Below are 19,167 nucleotides of genomic sequence, written 5' to 3' on the forward strand. Positions count from 1 at the left end.
AGGACTGCCCCATGAATGTGTTCGACACCCTGATGCTTCCAAACGGTTCGTCCATCAAGAACCGAATCGCCAAAGCCGCCATGGAAGAGAACATGGCGGACGCCGATCAGGCACCCTCCGAAGAACTGATGCGTCTTTACCAAGCGTGGGCCGATGGTGGTGCAGGCCTGATCATCACCGGCAACGTGATGGTCGACGGCCGCGCCATGACCGGACCGGGTGGCGTAGTTTTGCAGGACGATCAGCAACTGGCCAAGTTCAAGCGTTGGGCGTGTATTGGTCGATCCGGCGGTGCGCAGTTCTGGTTGCAGATCAATCACCCAGGGCGGCAGATGCAGTCCAATCTTGGGCAAAAAACATGGGCACCGTCGGCCGTGCCGCTGGACTTGGGCAACCTGTCCAAGCGTTTCGCTACGCCCCACGCGATGACCTCCAGCGTGATTAAGGAAGTTATCCAACGCTTTGCGAACACAGCACGCTTCGGCGAACAAGCCGGGTTCACCGGCGTGGAGGTCCACGCCGCGCATGGCTATTTGTTGAGCCAGTTCCTTTCGCCGTTGACCAACCAAAGGACAGACGAATGGGGCGGCTCCCTAGAAAATCGGGCGCGCCTGTTACTCGAAATCGTCAAGGCGGTCAGGGCTGTGGTTTCTGCGGATTTCGCAGTGGCAGTCAAGCTCAACTCCGCCGATTTCCAGCGGGGAGGGTTTACCGCCGATGATGCGAAGAAGGTCGTTGAGCTGCTCAATGGCCTTGGCGTGGATTTGGTGGAGTTATCCGGAGGCAGTTATGAAGCGCCCGCTATGCAGGGTGAGGCGCGCGATGGTCGCACGCTGGCTCGCGAAGCCTACTTCGTCGAGTTCGCCCGTGATATCCAAACAGTTGCCAGAATGCCGGTGATGGTCACCGGTGGTATACGTCGCCGCGCGGTGGCGGAAAGCGTCGTGCAGAGCGGCATTCACATGGTTGGGATCGGAACAGCGTTAGCCATCGATCCCAACTTGCCTAGGGACTGGCTGCTGGGCAAAGACAATGCTCCGCAATTGCCGCCGATTACCTGGAAAAATAAAGCCATCGCATCCTTGGCAAACATGGCGGTAGTAAAGTTTCAGTTGCGCAAGCTGAGTCGCGCGAAAAAGCCCGATCCGAACGTTTCACCGCTGCGTGCGCTTATCCTGCAACAGCTCGGTATGGCACTTCGCACTCGTCAATATCGACGGTGGGTGGAAACCGTTTGATGTGCGCCGGTAAGTTTTTTATTTGAAGAGCTAAGTTTTGTTGTATCGGTCATTTATTAGCAGGAGCGTCCGCTATTGGCCGAAAGCGGCCTCTCATGAGCGGCTGCGTTCGGCCAAAAGCGGCCGGTCGTGACGTAAGCTGCCCGCCGCGAAGGGCGTGTATGGGTCGAAAGCGATCAGTGCGAAGTTCCAATATCCAGTACGGCATGAGAATCGAAGCCGGCAGCTTTTGATAGGCTGGTACCCTCACCATGGAAATCCAAAGTTGGGCCCTGCATGAACAGTATTAGCGCAACCATGTTCCGTTCGAAATACACAAAAGCCCCGCACCCGGTGCTCACGCTTGACTCCATCCCGCTTGGTAGCTGGATCAAAGGGGTCGTCTATGACGGCGCGGGCCTCGACACCACTGAAGGTCTCGTCCCTGCACAAGGCTGGTTGACCGATGACGATCACTCACGCTATGCATGGCAGATTCTTGAGCCTGCCATGGAAGACTGCTCGACAATTGTTCCGCTACTGGTCTTTGCGGATGACATGGACTTGAGCTGTACGGTAGCAGTGGTCGAGCAAGTGATATGCCGTGACATTGTCATCTGGGAACGCTTTGGTCGAGCCGTCAATACCGTTTCCGGCGTAGTCACTGCGGTTGCCTGGAATGAAATGAATCCGCGAGCGTCATTCCATCGGGGCCAGTTTGAAGAAGCATTGTCAGAATTCAAACGGCTGACCGAGCATGAGTGGGTCTGAGCGCCTGCTATCGGCCAATAGAAGTCAGTCACCAGGACATGTGGCTAAGTACGCCCAACACCATCATTTGATTGCAGAAATGCTCAACGCTTTATTCCGCGAGAAAGGTTTCTGCAATCCAATAGCAAATCATCCAGGAATGGATTAATTTCCAGTGATTCCATTAGATCCAGCAGCTCTGCGGAGGCAGTCCTTATCGGCCGCCACTCGTCATGATCAAATATCAGTCGATCATGACAGTGGAATGCAGCATCGGTAAGGCTATTGCATCGCTCCCAAATATCTTGCAGCCGTGTATTGATCTGCGCTGGCAACGCGCTGCCACAGATTGAAAGAGCCTCGTTCAATGGAAGGATCATCTCTGACCAGGCTTCACATGCAGGGCAATCCGGGATGGTTTTCTGCTGCATATCCGAGGTCAGTGCTAGGAACTCAAGAGCCGGGATTGCCTCGCACACCGCAAGAACTCGCTTGTATTCATCTTGGCCGTACCACTCCCACAACGTTGTGGAGAAACCCATCATCAAGCTCCAAAAACAATCCAGTCGACCTATTACCATCAGTGGGTGGATTCAACTCTATCAGTTCATTCTTGCCTAAGTCGAACGGCTACTTTGGGTCGAAAGACGTCTTTCGGTAAAGACATCGGAACGTCGCGACGCCCCACGCGGACCGGGTAGCAGCGTGGAGATGGGAATCGCCTGAGTCGTTGCGCGTTTGATAGGTCATCGTCATTCTGGAAGCGACGATTTTTGAGGAGATTGAAGTGGACATTGACCGTCTGTTAAAAAAGCGGCAACTGAACGTGCAAGAGCAAAATGCTCTTGTGGCCCACAGACTCATGGTAACCGCCAAAGCTTGGTTGGCCAGCGGGATTCCCCTCGCCTTAAAAAACTATGGGGAGTCGAAAGGCATTAGATGGTCAGAAACCGTCGTACTAGATCTTGAAGTCGACTTTCCCGGTATGCCCAGCCTTTATGGTCTTTTACTCACTCACGCAGAGCGGTTCATAGAGTTTGAAATTGATACCGATAACACTCATAGGTACGTGGAATCGGTGAGTCAATGGGAGGATGTTTCTGCTAATCAGGACTACGCGCCCCGCAAGCGCGGCACTGGAAAGGGCTTCGCAGCAATTGCTCTTCAGGTGAGGCGCGAACTCCTATGCGGCTTGTAGGTGTGAATCACAGAAGCTGAGATTCGATTGTTTATCGGAAGCTGCTTTTGCGCCGATTTCTTCCGGCAACTCGTATCCCCTTTGGGCCGGATAGCGACGGTCTGGTATTGACCGTCGCAGTGGATAGTCAGACTTCTGTCTGCTCTGCCATTTCCAAGGCATCATCGACCTCGATGCCCAAGTACCTGACGGTGCTTTCAAGCTTCGTATGCCCCAGCAAGAGTTGAACCGCTCTCAGATTCTTTGTCCTGCGAATTCCACTCGGACCAGGGATCGCAATATGCAAGCCGACTCTTTCGCCAGCGGTTGCAGCGATACCGCATGCGCCAGAGTATGAGTCGACGAGGAAACTGCTGGGATAACGCACCGATGGAGCGCGTATTTCGCAGCTTGAAAACAGAATGGATACCGACCGTGGGCTATCGAACTGCGCAGGAAGCACAGCGCGATATCAGCCATTTTTTGATGCATCGGTACAACTGGATTCGGCCTCATCAATTCAACGATGGGTTGGCACCAGCGCGGGCCGAGGAAAAACTTAACGTCGTGTCCGGGATTAGTTGACCACTACAGACCTTGGACCCTCTGCCTCAAAAATTTGGTTCAGGCTGAACGCTACTTCATACTCAAAAAGTGAGACATTAGGCACTGCCACGATAGCGTGGCGTAGGTTTAAGCTGATGGATTTCGCAACGATGACGCCCTTCACCATCCTCCCGTGCGCAAGGTTCTTCTTGATCCAGCACATGTAGCGGCTGATCTGACCAATGGCACGATCTGCCACACGTCCACGTTTCAGTTCAAAGATCACGAACGCGTCATCTGAATCAAGTGCGAGTATGTCAATTGGCCCAACGTCGCTTGGGTATTCAACTCCATCACGGCCTAGAGGGTCGACATAGAGGCGAAGGGTTTTATCTTCCAGTTTTAGTGATTCGATGTTGTGAGATATGAAGTCGCGTTAGCCACCTGTTTTGCCTGCGCAATGCCATGGAACCTCTTCGAACATTCCGCTAGCGGTCAGCATTGCGCCGAGTTCAAAAATTAGCTGCCTATTGAGAGTGGGATGGTCGGCATCTCCGAAAGCGCTCCAAGAGTCGCTGTCAATTCGGCAAGTTCCAAACTTACTTTCTAGACGGGAGTGAGATGCCCATATGCCATGTTCAGTGGTGTTGACTAAGAATCCCAATGGTACCAATACCGTGCGAAGCGCCTCCTGAAACCCAATGTCCGATGGCTGTGCGCAACAAGCCGATACATCGCCGTCGCAAACCCAATAGCAAGCAAAGACACTGGCTGGCCCGCAGCCTGTATGCCCGCTTAGGGAATATCCACCATCAACCGTCCCTTCCATCAAACCAAGTCCATAGCTCGGCGCGATCCACGGTCGCCCGGGAATCGGTCCGCCCAATGTGCGTCCTGTCCGCATTTCCCTGAGTAAGCGTACTGAGAGCAAGAGTTTGATCTAGGCTTGAATGACGTCACGCGGAGGAACACACCATGTCGCTCGCTCCCGGAAACCTTCTGGCCCTGGCTTTGGGTGCCTTCTTTTGCACAGCCGTGTGTGCACAAGGCGTAGCAGGCACTGATTCCCCACCGGCAATACTTCCGTTGGAATCGGAGAGTGCGCCAAAACTCATTGCCTACCCGCCGCTTGCCGAGCCGCTCGCCCGGGGGGTAGTCATCATCCAGTTTCGAACAGAGCACGCCAGGATCATGCCGGTATTTGGCAAAGCGGCTGTTGAGGTATCACCACGGGTCGGTCACCTTCACGTCACCGTCGATGACTGGAAAGGTACATGGGCGCACACCAGTGAAGACCCCATTATCCTGGTCGGACTGACGCCGGGTAATCACAAGGTTCTTCTTGAAGTGGCCGACCCGACTCACAAGATCATCACCAGTACGACAGTGAGTTTTGCAGTTCCGGAGAAGAAACCAACGGGCGCTCCCCACACTGACGATGATCACGCAGTGAAACCCTGACTTGTCATCTTTGCTGTGGAGTAAAAGCCTCCATTCTTGAGGTTTACGGCGTTTTGTTCAGGACCTGGAGATTGGCGTAACGAACGGCGGCGAGTCAGTAGGAAATGACCGCCGCCAGATTGGGGCGAATGCTTACTCCACGGGCACGACGTTATCCAGCGCTTGATTAACTGCCAGCTCGCCGAGCATCACCACCTGCGCAATACCCTGCAGCGTCTTCCGGGCAGACCCTTCGACCAGCCCAATCACATCGCCCAGCATCACCGATGCCGAGCCCAGCGATTCGCTGGCGTTGACCAAGTGTCTGTGGCTCTGGTTTAAACGAGGCGTTTAGCAGGTCGGGTTTTACTGAGGTTTGGTGTTGCCTGGGCTGGCGTCTTCGCGAGCAGGCTCGCTCCCACAAGCGGCGCGGGCGTTGCGTGTCAGTTCGTCCTGTCACACATATTGAACTTTGCTTTAGCCACCATTTCCATTGCTTGAGGTGACTAACATTCAGCGCCGCGCACACCACCTGAACCAAGGAATGAACGTGACTGTTCCCACTCAAAAGACTTCTCTTCGCCGGGCAATCACTTTCCCGATGCTTTTTCTTTTTATCCTCGGCGATGTTCTGGGCGCGGGCGTTTATGCTCTTGCCGGAACGATTGCCGGAGAGGTGGGAGGCGCAATCTGGGTGCCGCTGCTGATTGCACTCTTTTTCGCCATGTTGACTGCCGGCTCTTACGCAGAGCTCGTCACAAAATACCCCCACGCTGGCGCTGCCTCGGTTTTCGCTGAAAAAGCCTTCAACTCACCGCTCATTTCCTTCCTGGTCGGTTTTTGCATGTTGTCTGCTGCGGTCACCAGCGCCGCGGGTTTATCGCTTGCGTTTGCGGGTGATTACCTCAACGCCTTCGTTGACGTATCGCCACAGATTGCAGCCCTGGTTTTCCTTTTGGCTATCGGCCTGCTCAACGCGCGGGGCATCAAGGAGTCGCTTGGGGCAAACCTGGTGATGACCGTCATCGAACTGTCCGGGCTGCTTCTGGTGATCGTGGCCGCTGTCTGGTATTTCCGCACAGGCGAGGCGGATTTGAGCCGAACACTCACGTTCAAGCCTGGAATCAGTCCCACGCTTGCCGTGCTGGGTGCAGCATTGCTTGCCTTTTACTCCTTCGTAGGATTCGAGACGTCTGCAAATCTGGCAGAGGAAATCAAAGACGTTCGCAAGGTTTATCCCCGCGCCCTGTTCGCGGCTTTGCTGACCGCTGGCGTCGTTTACATGGCAGTGGGTGTGGCTGCCTCTTCGGTTTTGCCTACCGAGAAGCTGGTCGCCACGTCGGCGCCGTTACTGGAGGTTGTGCGAGCGTCAACACTCGACATCCCGCCGACGCTGTTCTCCTTCATCGCACTGATAGCGGTTGCCAACGGTGCGTTGTTGACCATGATCATGGCCAGTCGATTGACTTACGGAATGGCGAACCTGGGGCTGTTGCCCGGCGTTCTGGGCGCGGTTCTGCCTAAACGGAAAACCCCGTGGGCTGCAATCGTCGCTACCACGCTGGTGGCCATTGCCCTGACGCTTACGGGTACGCTGGCAACGCTGGCGCAAACTGTCGTCTTGCTTTTGCTGTTCGTTTTTCTGAGTACGAATGTGGCCGTGCTCGTCCTTCGTCGCGACAGGGTTGAGGAGGATCATTTTCGCGTCCCGACCTTTGTTCCTGTGCTCGCGATCGTGTCGTGTCTGGTGTTGCTCAGTCAGCAGGGTTGGGAGACGTGGTTGCGGGCAGGGGCGTTGATCATCGTGGGGATGTTGTTGCATGCCTGTTCCCGCATCAAGGTGTCCGCGATCAGTAAGGCCGGTTAATGCAGCGAGCCCACTGGTCCTTGGCAGACTGGCGGGCTGGAAGATGTGTGTTGTTTGGGCCGGCGTATTCGTGAGCAGGCTCGCTCCTGCAGTGCTGGGTTGGCGATACTCTCAATGCGCAACACGTTGTCAGCTTGCAGTCGGGTGAGTAAGCTGCCGACATGAATCAGACCTCAGTTTCCCCATCCTTTCCCGGCCCGCGTGGTCCAGTCGATCACGACATTCGTGATCAGATTGTCGCGGCGGCCAACGAGCATTTCAGTCAGTATGGTTACGCCAAAACCACGGTCTCCGATCTGGCCAAGGCTATCGGGTTTTCCAAGGCTTACATCTACAAGTTTTTCGACTCCAAGCAGGCGATAGGCGAAGCCATTTGTTCCAACTGCCTAGGGCAAATCGTTGCAGCGGTCGAGCTGGCAATCAACGAAGACAACCTGACGCCCACCGAACGTTTCCGCCGACTGGTAAAAACCGTGATCGCCACGGGTGTGAACCTCTTCTTCAATGACCGAAAGCTCTACGACATCGCGGCTTTCGCGGCGGGTGAGAATTGGCCCAGTGCTCAGCGCTACGATGCGCAGATCAAGCGCTTCATCACTGACATTGTGCGTGAAGGGCGCGAGGCCGGTGAGTTCGAGCGCAAGACGCCACTGGACGAGACGGTGGAATCGATTCATCTGGCGCTGCGGCCCTTCGTCAATCCGCTGATGCTTCAACACAACCTGGATTTCATCGAAGTGGCGTCTACGCTGACCTTGAATCTGATCCTGCGCAGCCTGATGCCCTGACCCTTCGCTGATCCGGATTCCCGGATCAGCCAATTCAAGATCTCTCCTATCCCTTGGATTTGCGTCAGTGTCGCAGTTCTTCGCCGCACAAGTGCTGTGACTAAATGCCTATATGGTCACATAACAAATAGTGAGCTGGTGCAGTTCTTGCTGTTTAGCCACACCTTTCAAGGTTTGATCTTCATGCGAACGAAGAAAAAGCTCAAATTGGAGGTGACTGTTGACGATATCGGTCACAAGACAGAGAATATGATGATCATCCTATTTTAGTGAAGGACATCCATGCGCCGTCTCCGACCTTTCCCCCTCGCGGTCTGTTTACTGCCCTTGACCCTGGCGGCGTGCGGCGATTCGTCCACCGTGCAAGATCCGCGTACGCAGGCGCCCTTTGTGAGGTCGGCTGCCGTGCAGCCTGCGGAGCAAGGTTCACGCTCTTTCACCGGTGTCGTGGCGGCGCGCGTTCAGGGCGACCTGGGCTTTCGCGTATCGGGCAAGGTGCTTGAGCGTCTGGTGGATACCGGTCAAACGGTCAAACGCGGCCAGCCGTTGATGCGTCTCGACCCGATCGACCTCGGGCTTCAGGCGCGAGCGCAACAAGAAGCCGTCACCGCGGCGCGCGCCCGAGCCAAACAGACAGCCAATGACGAAGCGCGAAACCGCGTCCTCGTCGCCGCCGGCGCTATCTCGGCATCGGCGTACGATCAGTTCAAGGCCGCCGACGACGCCGCCAAGGCACAACTGAGCGCCGCTGTCGCGCAAGCGGACGTTGCGCGCAACGCTTCTGGTTACGCGGTACTGGCGGCGGATGCCGACGGTGTGGTGGTGGAAACACTGGTCGAGCCGGGGCAAGTCGTCAGCCCGGGACAACCCGTTGTTCGGCTGGCGCGGGCCGGCCAGCGTGAAGCCATCGTCCATCTGCCGGAGACCTTGCGCCCCGCAGCAGGCTCCACTGCTCAGGCAAAACTGTATGGCGATACGTCCGGTGCCGTTACCGCAAAACTGCGGCTGCTTTCAGACTCGGCCGACCGCACGACGCGCACCTTCGAGGCGCGCTATGTGCTCGAAGGCAAGTTAGCCAATGCACCGATCGGCTCGACCGTCACCGTAGATATCGCCCACGGTTCTGCGCCACAACAGGCCTTGAAGGTGCCCATCGCTGCGGTCTACGACTCCGGCAGAGGCCCTGGCGTGTGGGCCATCGCCGGAACGCCCGCCAAAGTGACCTGGCGCCCCGTCGAGATCCTGGGGTTGAGCGATGATTCGGCCCGCGTCGTCGGCGAACTCAGTATCGGCGAGCAGATTATTGCTTTGGGCGCGCATCTGCTGCGCGACGGTGAGGAAGTCCGATTGCTTGCGCGCGATGCCGCCCAGGTTGCCGGGAGCCGTCCATGAGCGAGGGCCGGTTCAACCTTTCCGCCATCGCCGTTCGCCAACGGGCGATCACGGTGTTTCTGATTTTTCTGATCGCCGTTGCAGGCGTCCTGTCGTTCTTCAAATTGGGGCGGGCCGAGGATCCGCCGTTTACGGTGAAGCAGCTGACAGTCATTACTGCATGGCCGGGTGCGACCGCGCGGGAGATGCAGGACCAGGTCGCCGAACCTCTCGAAAAGCGTTTGCAGGAACTGAAGTGGTACGACCGCTCGGAAACCTACACGCGCCCCGGGCTCGCGTTCACTGTTGTCTCTTTGCTCGACAGGACACCGCCATCGCAGGTGCAGGAAGAGTTCTATCAGGCGCGCAAGAAGCTCGACGATGAGGCGATCAAGCTGCCGGCGGGTGTCATTGGGCCGATGATCAACGACGAGTTTTCCGACGTGACGTTCGCGCTGTTCGCCTTGAAAGCCAAGGGCGAACCGCAGCGATTGCTGGTACGGGACGCGGAAACATTACGCCAACGCCTGTTGCATGTGCCGGGCGTCAAGAAGGTCAACATCATCGGTGAACAGGCCGAACGGATATTCGTATCGTTTTCTCATGACCGGTTGGCGACCCTGGGCCTGTCACCGCAAGACATCTTCGCCGCACTGAATAATCAGAACGTGCTGACGCCCGCCGGGTCGGTCGAAACCAAAGGGCCGGAGGTTTTTCTGCGTGTTGATGGTGCGTTGGACACGTTGCAGAAAATTCGCGACACGCCTGTTGTCGCGCAAGAGCGAACACTCACGCTCTCTGACGTGGCCACGGTCGAGCGTGGCTACGAAGACCCGGCGACCTTTCTGGTGCGCAACAACGCAGAGGAGGCCTTGTTGCTCGGCGTGGTGATGCGAGAGGGCTGGAACGGTCTCGATCTGGGTAAGGCGCTTGATGCAGAAACAGTCCGGATCAACGAGGAAATGCCTCTTGGCATGACCCTTTCGAAAGTGACCGATCAGGCCGTGAATATCGACTCGGCCGTCGGCGAATTCATGGTCAAGTTTTTTGTCGCGCTGCTGGTGGTCATGCTCGTGTGCTTTCTCAGCATGGGCTGGCGTGTCGGCGTTGTGGTCGCAGCGGCGGTGCCGTTGACCTTGGCGATCGTGTTTGTAGTGATGGCAGCCACCGGCAAGAATTTTGACCGCATTACCCTCGGGTCGCTGATTCTGGCGCTTGGATTGCTGGTCGATGACGCCATCATCGCCATCGAAATGATGGTCGTGAAAATGGAGGAGGGCTACGACCGTATCAAGGCTTCGGCCTATGCATGGAGCCACACGGCGGCACCGATGCTGGCCGGTACGCTGGTGACGGCGATAGGTTTTTTGCCCAACGGTTTCGCCCAGTCCACGGCGGGTGAGTACACCAGCAACATGTTCTGGATTGTCGGCATCGCGCTGATCGCTTCATGGGTTGTCGCCGTGGCATTCACGCCGTACCTGGGCGTGAAGCTGCTACCGGACATCAAGAAGGTTGAAGGCGGGCATGCGGCTATCTACGACACGCCGCGCTACAACCGTTTCCGCCGGATTCTGGCCTGGGTCATCACGCGCAAATGGCTGGTGGCGGGCATGGTTGTCGCACTGTTTGTCGTAGCCATTCCAGGCATGGGGCTGGTCAAGAAGCAGTTTTTCCCAACCTCCGACCGTCCCGAAGTGATGATCGAGGTACAGATGCCTTACGGGACTTCGATCGAGCAGACCAGTGCTGCTTCAGCCAAGGTCGAGGCCTGGCTGCAACAGCAGGAGGAGGCGCAAATCGTTACGGCCTATATCGGGCAGGGGGCACCACGGTTTTTCCTGGCAATGGCGCCGGAGCTGCCGGATCCATCGTTCGCCAAGATCGTCGTGCTGACGGAGAGCCAGCAAGCGCGCGACACCCTCAAGTTGCGTTTGCGCGAGGCGGTGGCCGAAGGGCTTGCCCCGGAGGCCCGTGTACGAGCGACGCAGATTGTGTTCGGTCCTTACTCGCCATTCCCGGTGGCCTATCGAGTGATGGGGCCTGATCCAGTGAAATTGCGCGACATCGCAGAACAGGTCAGGGCTGTGATGCAAGACAGTCCGATGATGAGAACCGTCAACACGGACTGGGGGCCGCTGACACCGACGTTGCATTTCGATCTGAATCAGGATCGCCTGCAGGCGGTGGGGCTTACTTCGAATGCCGTGGCGCAGCAACTGCAGTTTTTGCTGTCGGGCGTCCCCATTACAGCGGTTCGTGAGGACATCCGCTCAGTGCTGGTGGTTGGCCGTGCAGCGGGCAACATCCGCCTGGACCCGGCACAAATCGAAGGCTTCACCTTGGTCGGTGCGGCGGGGCAGCGAATCCCGTTGTCGCAGATCGGGCAGGTCGAAGTGCGCATGGAAGACCCGATCCTGCGGCGCCGTGATCGCACGCCAACCATCACGGTGCGCGGCGACATTGCCGAAGGCTTGCAGCCGCCGGATGTGTCAGGCGTGATCATCCAGCAGTTGCAGCCGATCATCGAGAAACTCCCTTCCGGTTACCGGATTGAACAGGCGGGCGCGATCGAGGAATCCGGCAAGGCGGGCAAAGCGATTTTGCCGCTGCTGCCGATCATGATTGCCATGACGCTGCTCATCATCATTGTGCAGGTGCGCTCGATCTCGGCCATGATCATGGTCTTCCTCACGTCGCCATTGGGCCTGATCGGTGTTGTGCCAACGCTGCTGCTCTTCAATCAGCCGTTCGGCATCAATGCGCTGGTCGGGTTGATTGCGCTGTCGGGGATTCTGATGCGTAACACGCTGATCCTGATCGGGCAGATTCACCACAACGAGCAGGAAGGGCTGGCGCCGTTTCACGCCGTGGTCGAGGCCACGGTGCAACGCGCCCGACCGGTGTTGCTGACCGCGCTGGCGGCGATTCTGGCGTTCATTCCGCTGACGCACTCGGTGTTCTGGGGGACGCTGGCCTACACGCTTATTGGCGGCACGTTTGTGGGCACTGCCATCACGCTGGTGTTTCTGCCGGCGATGTATGCGATCTGGTTCAGGATTCGGCCCGAGAGCAAAGCGCGGGCTGTGACGCCAGCGTCGGCGTAGGAAGATATTTTCCAAGAAGGCTCGTCCCTGACAAGCCTTTTCTTCTCACGCGAAAAGGCCCCGGAAGTCATGCATGTTCACTGCCTGCTCAGGCTTTGGTACTTTCTCGGACGATCAGTTGATGTGCCGAGTGGCCGCTGCGAGGTTCAGACATCCAGCTCAATCAACTCGCCGCCGTCCTTTTTCAAACGTTGGAGAAACACCTGTGCATCCAGCAATTGATACGGAAAATAAAGCCCGGGCCGAGCAGGGGGCTGACCTTCCAGCCCGGTCAGTCGCTCCAGCAGCATGGCAACACTGAGCCCGGTCAACGCCGCCGCACCTGCGCGGTGGACGACGGCGTGTCGTGTACCCAACGGATTCCCCTCGCGATCCGCTCCTTCGATTTCGATCAGTATTTCTGTCGACATCGGCTGCCCCTGACGCCGGGTTGAGCTGACGCCGCTGGCGAGGTTGAACTCAACGTTCGGCGCGTCGGTGGCGGCGGCCAGGCCCGTCACGTCAATGGAAGAGAAACCGGCGCCGTGCAGGATCGTACCGTCCACGGCGCGGAAGCTGACCTTGGCGTCGTCGCCTTCACGCCATATATATTCGCTGTCGCGACGGGTCAGCGCGGCGGGCAGCATCTTGTTCAGGTGTTCGAAATCGACGGCCACAGTCGGGCCACCGCCATCCTGTTCATCGACCAGCGCATGGATGCGGATGTCGTGCACGCGCGCAAATGCCTTGGCGATGTGCAGCGTCGCCACGGTGGTCGCGCCGACCATCCATTCGTAGCCAAGCACAATGGGCGCCGCGTCAGGCGCGTGAATGAAGCGGGCAATTTGCGGCGCGATCTCGAACACGCCCGAAGAAATGCTCAGGTGCGGCACTTTGCGCTTTTGTGCGAAACGCAGCCCGGCGAGGGCGTGGTCCATGTAGAAAAGCGCGAGGGCGCTGACGGGGCGATCACCCAAACCCAGATCCTCTGCGCGAGCATCAATGGCGACGCCTTCGGCATTGCCGATGTGCTCCGCAGCTTGCTGAGCCTTGGCGAGGTCGCGCCCGCCGATCAGCAGCGGAACGTCGGGATGGGCCGCGCGCAAGGCGCGGGCCGTCTGGTGGCCGATGGCGCCGGAACCGCCCATGAACAGAATGGGATGAAGTGGCATGAATCCTCCTCATTTTTTCCTGGATTGAAACGTGGTTGGCTAAACACCCTAGCACGCAATTTCACGTCGTCCGGTCGGTCGCCACGCTCACCCGACCCACGGCGCACGTGATGGCGGTGACGCAAATCTGACCTGCGAAAGGTGCAATGCGGGTCATCGCGTCACTCAGACCCTTGGATCCAATTATTAATTCAGTATATCGTTAGTAGACAGGCGGTAGGTTTAGCCTATTGCCAGAAGTGATGGCGCAATGACATATTGCGGCTCCTTTTCACTCATTCAGATGTGCCAAAAATGCGCCCCCTCAAGTCACTTGTTGCAGCGTCGATGCTGCTCAGCGGGTGCAATGGAATGCCAGTCGCTTTTGTTCAGGATCCTGTTTTAGACCAAGCCTTTATCGTTCACTCCGGCGCGCCTTTGCCTTACGTGCTGATGGGTTCGGCTGTGCAATGGAATGAGGATTACGCTGTCACGGTGAAGCACATTCCGTATCTGTCGGGCACGGTTTTCAAGGGCCAGGCAGACGTGCAGTTCTTCCGCCACAAGGCCAATAGCGTGCCGACGTGGCGCGGTTACACGCCGGGTGAAGAACTGACGTCGGTGGGGTTCAATTCGCTGTACATGTCGGTCAAGGGCACCGGCCAGGCGTTGCCGGCCATGGTTCGACTGGACGTCAAAGAGGGCAACGTGCTTTACGGCACTCACAATGGCGCCCTCGCCAAAGGCATGTCCGGCGGCCCGGTGTTTTCCGCCGACGGCAAAGTGGTCGGGATCAACGTGGCGTTCCTGACCGGCGATGATCTGAGCCGCCTCAAGCGCCGCGACTTGCAGGACCAACCGCGCGTGAGCATTTTCCTGCCCTACGCCGAGATCAATCGCGAATGGTCACGCTACCAGGCCAGCATCGCCCCGATCGTGCCACCGGCGACCAAGCTCGCCAGTCGTTGATCAACGCTCGCGCAGCGCTTCGCGAGCGCGGTTGAGCGGTTTGATCAGGTAGTCCAGCACGGTTTTTTCGCCGGTGCGGATGTCGACCGTGGCGATCATCCCGGGCACGATGGCGAAGCGTTTGCCGGCCTTGTTGCGCAGTTCATCCGAGTACGTGCGGATGAACACGCGGTAGTAGAAGATTTCCGGCTTGGCTTCATCCTGGAGGGTGTCGGGAGAGATCGTCACCACTTCACCGTCCAGGCTGCCGTAGACCGAATAGTCGTAGGCGGTGATTTTGACCTTCGCCGCCTGGCCCGGATGGATGAAGGCGATGTCTCGCGGCGAAATGCGCGTTTCGATCAACAGTTGTTCATCGAGCGGTACGATCTGCATCACCTGACCATTGGGCGCGATCACGCCGCCAATCGTGTTGACCTCGATGTCCTTGACGATCCCGCGCACCGGCGAGCGCAGGGTCAGGCGCGACAGCGAGTCAGTGCGGCCACGGATCACCGCTTCAAGCATCTGCGCCTCGGCGTTGGCTTTGGCCAGATCTTCACGGGCGCGCACCATGTAATCGGAGCGCGCTTCGGTGGCCTTCAATTCCAGCTCGGAGCGTTGGCGGGTCAGGCGCAGCACTTCGACGCGGCTTGAGGCGCCGATCTTGGCCAGGTTCTCGGTGATCGCCAGTTCGCTGCGCACCAGTTTCAACGAACTCTGAATGCCATCGAGCGTTTGCGACAGGCCTTTGCGGCGGGTCTGGTAAAGCTCGGTTTCCTCGCGGATCAGCTCGGGGAAGGGCTGCAGGGACGGGTCGAATGCCAGCGGCTTTTCGCTGACTTCGGCCTGCAGTCGATTGACGCTCGCCAGCGCCGCGCGGTACTTGGCGGCGCTTTCGCCGACATTGGACTGATTTTTCACCGGATCGAGTTGCGCGAGGATCTGGCCGCGCTCGACCAAGGCGCCTTCGGTGACGTTGAGCTGCTCGATAATGCCGCCCTCCATCGACTGAATCACCTGTTCGCGAGAACTGGGCACCACTTTGCCGGTGCCGGTCGAGACCTCGACGATTTCAAACCACGCCGCCCACGCGATGAAACAGGCGAGCATGAGCGCGCAACCCCAGATCACCCGCGCGCCACCGGCGATGGCACGCTCGTCGCGTCCGTCGAGGTAGGACATTGGGTCCGGCACGTCTGTCATCGTCGATTTCATACCACCACTCCCTTGCCCGGTGTCCGCAGTCGCGCGAGCGCCGCATCGCGATGGTCGTCAATGACGATGCGCCCGTTATCCAGCACGATGATTCGCTCCACCAGTTGCAGCACGCTGACCCGGTGCGTTGCGACCACCAAAGTCCGGCCTTGGGTCCAGGTGGCGAGTTTTTCCAACAGCAGCCGCTCGGTGACGTCATCGAGCGCGGCGGTCGGTTCATCCAGCAGCAACACTTGCGGCTGACGGATCAACAACCGCGACAGCAACAGGCTCTGACGCTGACCGCCAGACAAGCCAAGGCCGCCTTCAAGCACCAGATGATCCATGCCTTTGGGCAACTGACGGACAAAGTCGAGGGCGCCGGTGACGGTCAGCGCCGCGATGATTTCCTGATCGCTGGCCTGACCGGCACCCAGGGTGATGTTGTCGCGCAACGTGCCGTGAAACAGTCGCGCCTGTTGCGACAACAGGCCGACGTCGCGGCGCAGGTCGGCCGGGTCGAGGTGCGCAAGCGCGATGCCGTCCAGGGTGGTTTCACCGCTGCTCAAATCCATCGCACCGCCCAGTGCCTGGAGCAAGGTGGACTTGCCGGCGCCGTTGCGGCCGAGCAGGGCGATGCGCTCGCCGGGGCGAATGGTCAGGTCGATGCCGCTAAGCGCCGGGGCCGATTCTTCGCTGTAGCGAAAACTGGCCTGGCGCATCCGGTAGTCGCCACGAATCGCCGGCAGGTGCACACGCTGGCTGCCTTCGGGATGATCCACCGGCATCTGCATGATCCGGTTCAAACCTTCAAGCGCGACCTTGGCCTGCTGCCAACGGGTGAGCACGTGAGTCAGCTGCGCCATCGGCCCCATCATCCGCGACGAAAGGATCGATGCCGCGACCAGGCTGCCGGTGGTCAGGTCGCCGGCGATGACCATCGGCGCACCGAACACAATAACCACCGCGAAAACCCCGCCTTGCACGTTTTGCGTCCAGGCCACCAGGCTGTTGGTCAAGGTGCGCAAGCGCAGGCTGCTGTCAGCCGAGGCGGCGTTGTATTGATTCCATTGTTGCTGGAACCGTTGCTCGGCCTGCAGCGCCTTGATGTCGTCGAGGCCTTGAATGCTTTCGACGAGCATGGCATTGCGCAGGGCGGCTTCGCGCATCGAGGCATTGGCAAGTTTTGCCAGGCGCGGTTGCGCGATGATCCCCGGCAGCAACATCAACACCAGAGCCACCAGCGGGATCAGCACCAGTGGCCCGCCGATCAAATAGAACACCAGCAGAAACAGCAGGAAAAACGGCATGTCAGCCAGCGCCGTCGCGGTGCTGGAGGTGATCAGGTCGCGGATCTGTTCCAGCTCGCGCAGCTGCGAAATGAACGAGCCGGTGGATTTCGGCCGGGCGGAATTGCACAGGCGCAGGGCATGCCCGAACACCAGGTCGGAGACACGCAGGTCAGCGCGTTTGCCCAGCACATCGGTGATGCGCAGGCGCAGGATACGCATGACGAAATCGAACAGCAGCGCCAGCATGACGCCGCCGAACAAGACATACAGCGTCGGCAGCGACTCGGCCGGGATTACCCGGTCGTACACCTGCATGGAAAACAGCACCCCGGCCATGCCGAGCAGGTTCGCTACCAGCGAGGCGAGCATCACCTGGCTGTAAGGCCGTAGATCGGTCAGGACGATGCGCCGAAACCAGTGTTCGTCGTACGGCTTGATGTAGTCGTTGGTGCGCACGTCTGACACCGGTTGCGTGGGGCGCAGAATCACCGTGCGCAGTGCCTGCTCGGCGAGAACGGCGGCGTCCATGCGGCTTTGCAAACCCTGGTCGCCGCTGAAGCAAATGCCCAGTTCGCCTGTTTCGCCCATGCTTTCAAGTACGCCGACCTGACCGTCGCGCAATTGCACCACCAGCGGCGTGCGCCAGCGGCTCAGGCTCTTGTTGTCGAACACCGCAAACTTGACGCTGAGCCCGGCCTGGCGAGCCATGTGCCGGACCACTTCTTCGACGCGGCCCTCGCTGTGCACCGAGGCCAGGCGCACGCTTTCCGGGGACACGTCGAGGCGATAGTGACGCGCGACCTTGAGCACGGCTTCCAGCCACGGCGAAAAATCTTCCCGGGTTTCGACGACGGCGGGCTCGGGGACAGTGATGCTGGCGTCGGTCATGGCAGTATCTCGACATTCTGGATGGCGCTGTGGTCGATGCCGAAGACCCGGCGAATCGCACCGCTGTTGTAGAAGCAGTCAATCTGCAGGCGCTGCAGATCGGCCTCGGTGTTGACCAGATCGAAGCGCGACTGGTGGATTTCCTGCTCGGCGTTGAGCAAGTCCAGCAGCGGACGCGTGCCCAGCTCCAGGTATTGCCGGCCATACAACATGCGCGCTTCGGTGATGCTGGTCTGGCGGAATTCCAGCGAGCGCAGCCGACGGTTCAGCCCCGATGTCTGGGCCTGGGCTTCGCTCAGACCCTGACGTGCCTGCAGGCGCGCGAAGTGTTCGGCTGAATCCGCTGCGGTGAGTGCATGCCCGGCGGCGCGGCTGCGTGCGCTGATGGCACCGCCCTGGTAGATCGGCACTTCGAGGTTGAGAAAGATCCCGACCTGGGTGCGATCGGCCCGCGAGTTCTGGTCGTCGTAGTTGTTGTCCAGGTATTGATTGACCGAGGGTTGCAGCGACAGGGTCGGATAGGCTTCAGCCTTGGCCTGCGCCAGTTCGGCCTGGGCCTGGGTGCGTTGTGCGGCGGCTTGCAACACGGCGGGCAGGGCATCGGAAATCTGCGACGCGTCGCAGGCCTGACTCAGCGTTGGCGCGGCGGCCTCACTGACGGCCGGCGGTGTGCGCCGCCCGAGCAGGCTGGTCAACGTGGCCTGCCAGCGCGCGTACTGCGCCTTGAATTCCTGCAATGTGGCCGTCGCGCCTTCGGCACGGGACTGCGCCTGAACCACATCGGAGCGGGTGCTGGCGCCCATGTCGTTGCGCTGTTTCGCCAGATCGACGATGCCCCCGATGCCCTGAATCTGCTCGCGCGCAACGTCGAGCAGGCGCTGATAGCGCTGCACTTCGATGTAGGCCCTGGCGGTGTCGCGGGCGATGTCGTCGATCGCCAGCAGAATCCCGGCCTGACTGCGCGCCACGCGGGCGCGGGCAGCGTCCACGGAGCTGGACACCTTGCCGAAGTCATACAGCATCTGCTTGAGCGAAATGTTCACCGACTGGCTGCCGGCATCGCTGCCATAGCCGCTGGTGTAACCGCCTTTTATGCCGCCGGTGACCTGCGGGTAATAACCGGATTCGGCGACATTGACGCCTTCGCCTTGCTGGAACAGGGTGCCGATGGCTTCACCAATACGCGGGTGCCAGTCCACGGCCAGCCTGACGGCTTGTTCCAGTCCCAGCGCGTCCGCATCGGCGGATGTTTTGGGTGCCGCGCCAATGCGCGTTTCGCCGCCGTTGCCGGCCGGTTGTTGCAGTTGCGACGGGCTGATGCTGCGCAAGCTGCGGTCGAGGTTGTCGTCAGCGCGAACGCCGACGGTGAAAGCGGGGTAGAGGCCGATGGTCAACAAGACCACCGGCCATTGCTTGCGAAAAACTGACTCCACAGACTTCCCTTACTGT

General features: G+C 59.0%; 15 protein-coding genes and 3 pseudogenes. 10 read left to right on the top strand and 8 right to left on the bottom strand.

Annotated features, from left to right (window positions below; genetic code table 11):
- Positions 1–11: 11 nt before the first annotated feature.
- Complete coding sequence (locus HU727_RS03220; RefSeq protein ID WP_186528246.1) at positions 12–1,238, top strand: NADH:flavin oxidoreductase/NADH oxidase family protein; 1,227 nt, start codon at positions 12–14, stop codon at positions 1,236–1,238.
- Positions 1,239–1,514: 276 nt separating this feature from the next.
- Positions 1,515–1,988: a hypothetical protein gene (locus tag HU727_RS03225; RefSeq protein WP_186528247.1), complete on the top strand. Its 474-nt coding sequence runs from the start codon at positions 1,515–1,517 to the stop codon at positions 1,986–1,988.
- An 83-nt stretch (positions 1,989–2,071) separates the two neighbouring features.
- On the opposite strand, the gene HU727_RS03230 is transcribed toward HU727_RS03225, so the two are convergent.
- The gene (locus HU727_RS03230; protein ID WP_225919763.1) at positions 2,072–2,509 is read right to left on the bottom strand and encodes a hypothetical protein; all 438 of its coding nucleotides are present in this window, start codon (positions 2,507–2,509) and stop codon (positions 2,072–2,074) included.
- 245 nt (positions 2,510–2,754) lie between these two features.
- Here HU727_RS03230 and HU727_RS03235 point away from each other — a divergent pair, with 245 nt between their 5' ends.
- Both HU727_RS03235 and HU727_RS03245 read left to right on the top strand, forming a co-directional pair.
- Positions 2,755–3,165, top strand: coding sequence for a hypothetical protein (locus HU727_RS03235; RefSeq protein WP_058542473.1), 411 nt, complete (start codon positions 2,755–2,757; stop codon positions 3,163–3,165).
- 255 nt (positions 3,166–3,420) lie between these two features.
- Positions 3,421–3,729, top strand: a pseudogene (locus tag HU727_RS03245) (integrase core domain-containing protein); the annotation flags it as partial.
- Here HU727_RS03245 and HU727_RS03250 read toward each other — a convergent pair.
- Positions 3,722–4,117: an endonuclease NucS domain-containing protein gene (locus tag HU727_RS03250; RefSeq protein ID WP_367616976.1), complete on the bottom strand. Its 396-nt coding sequence runs from the start codon at positions 4,115–4,117 to the stop codon at positions 3,722–3,724. The pseudogene HU727_RS03245 and the gene HU727_RS03250 overlap by 8 nt on opposite strands.
- 288 nt (positions 4,118–4,405) lie before the next feature.
- Positions 4,406–4,621, bottom strand: a pseudogene (locus HU727_RS25655) (serine hydrolase); the annotation flags it as partial.
- Positions 4,622–4,665: 44 nt separating this feature from the next.
- Here HU727_RS25655 and HU727_RS03255 point away from each other — a divergent pair.
- Entirely contained in the window at positions 4,666–5,151 is a 486-nt protein-coding gene (locus HU727_RS03255) for a DUF6130 family protein (RefSeq protein WP_186528249.1), read from the top strand.
- 132 nt (positions 5,152–5,283) lie between these two features.
- Here the strand turns inward: HU727_RS03255 and HU727_RS03260 are convergent.
- Positions 5,284–5,451 (bottom strand): annotated as a pseudogene (locus HU727_RS03260) (DUF6124 family protein); the annotation flags it as partial.
- Positions 5,452–5,674: 223 nt separating this feature from the next.
- Between HU727_RS03260 and HU727_RS03265 the strand changes: the two are divergent.
- The 4 genes from HU727_RS03265 (at position 5,675) to HU727_RS03280 (ending at position 12,263) form a co-directional block, all read left to right on the top strand.
- Positions 5,675–6,997, top strand: a complete 1,323-nt coding sequence (locus tag HU727_RS03265; protein WP_186528250.1) for an APC family permease — start codon at positions 5,675–5,677, stop codon at positions 6,995–6,997.
- Positions 6,998–7,158: 161 nt separating this feature from the next.
- Entirely contained in the window at positions 7,159–7,785 is a 627-nt protein-coding gene (locus tag HU727_RS03270) for a TetR/AcrR family transcriptional regulator (RefSeq protein WP_186528251.1), read from the top strand.
- Positions 7,786–8,067: 282 nt separating this feature from the next.
- The gene (locus tag HU727_RS03275) at positions 8,068–9,177 is read left to right on the top strand and encodes an efflux RND transporter periplasmic adaptor subunit (protein ID WP_186528252.1); all 1,110 of its coding nucleotides are present in this window, start codon (positions 8,068–8,070) and stop codon (positions 9,175–9,177) included.
- Positions 9,174–12,263 (top strand): efflux RND transporter permease subunit, encoded by a 3,090-nt coding sequence (locus tag HU727_RS03280; RefSeq protein WP_186528253.1) that lies wholly within the window; start codon positions 9,174–9,176, stop codon positions 12,261–12,263. The genes HU727_RS03275 and HU727_RS03280 overlap by 4 nt, the downstream gene beginning before the upstream one ends.
- Before the next feature lie 146 nt (positions 12,264–12,409).
- Here the strand turns inward: HU727_RS03280 and HU727_RS03285 are convergent, their stop codons facing one another.
- Positions 12,410–13,414 (bottom strand): NAD(P)-dependent oxidoreductase, encoded by a 1,005-nt coding sequence (locus HU727_RS03285; RefSeq protein ID WP_186528254.1) that lies wholly within the window; start codon positions 13,412–13,414, stop codon positions 12,410–12,412.
- A 351-nt stretch (positions 13,415–13,765) separates the two neighbouring features.
- Here HU727_RS03285 and HU727_RS03290 point away from each other — a divergent pair, with 351 nt between their 5' ends.
- Complete coding sequence (locus HU727_RS03290; RefSeq protein WP_186528255.1) at positions 13,766–14,362, top strand: trypsin-like peptidase domain-containing protein; 597 nt, start codon at positions 13,766–13,768, stop codon at positions 14,360–14,362.
- On the opposite strand, the gene HU727_RS03295 is transcribed toward HU727_RS03290, so the two are convergent.
- From HU727_RS03295 to HU727_RS03305, 3 genes are read right to left on the bottom strand one after another with little or no spacing between them, the layout of a single operon-like run.
- Complete coding sequence (locus tag HU727_RS03295; protein ID WP_437180370.1) at positions 14,363–15,559, bottom strand: HlyD family type I secretion periplasmic adaptor subunit; 1,197 nt, start codon at positions 15,557–15,559, stop codon at positions 14,363–14,365.
- Positions 15,556–17,718: a type I secretion system permease/ATPase gene (locus HU727_RS03300; protein ID WP_186528256.1), complete on the bottom strand. Its 2,163-nt coding sequence runs from the start codon at positions 17,716–17,718 to the stop codon at positions 15,556–15,558. Before HU727_RS03300 ends, HU727_RS03295 begins: the two co-directional genes overlap by 4 nt.
- Complete coding sequence (locus HU727_RS03305) at positions 17,715–19,151, bottom strand: TolC family outer membrane protein (protein ID WP_186528257.1); 1,437 nt, start codon at positions 19,149–19,151, stop codon at positions 17,715–17,717. Before HU727_RS03305 ends, HU727_RS03300 begins: the two co-directional genes overlap by 4 nt.
- Positions 19,152–19,167 lie beyond the last annotated feature (16 nt).

This window comes from Pseudomonas khorasanensis (assembly GCF_014268505.2).
In the GTDB taxonomy this organism is placed as follows: domain Bacteria; phylum Pseudomonadota; class Gammaproteobacteria; order Pseudomonadales; family Pseudomonadaceae; genus Aquipseudomonas; species Aquipseudomonas khorasanensis.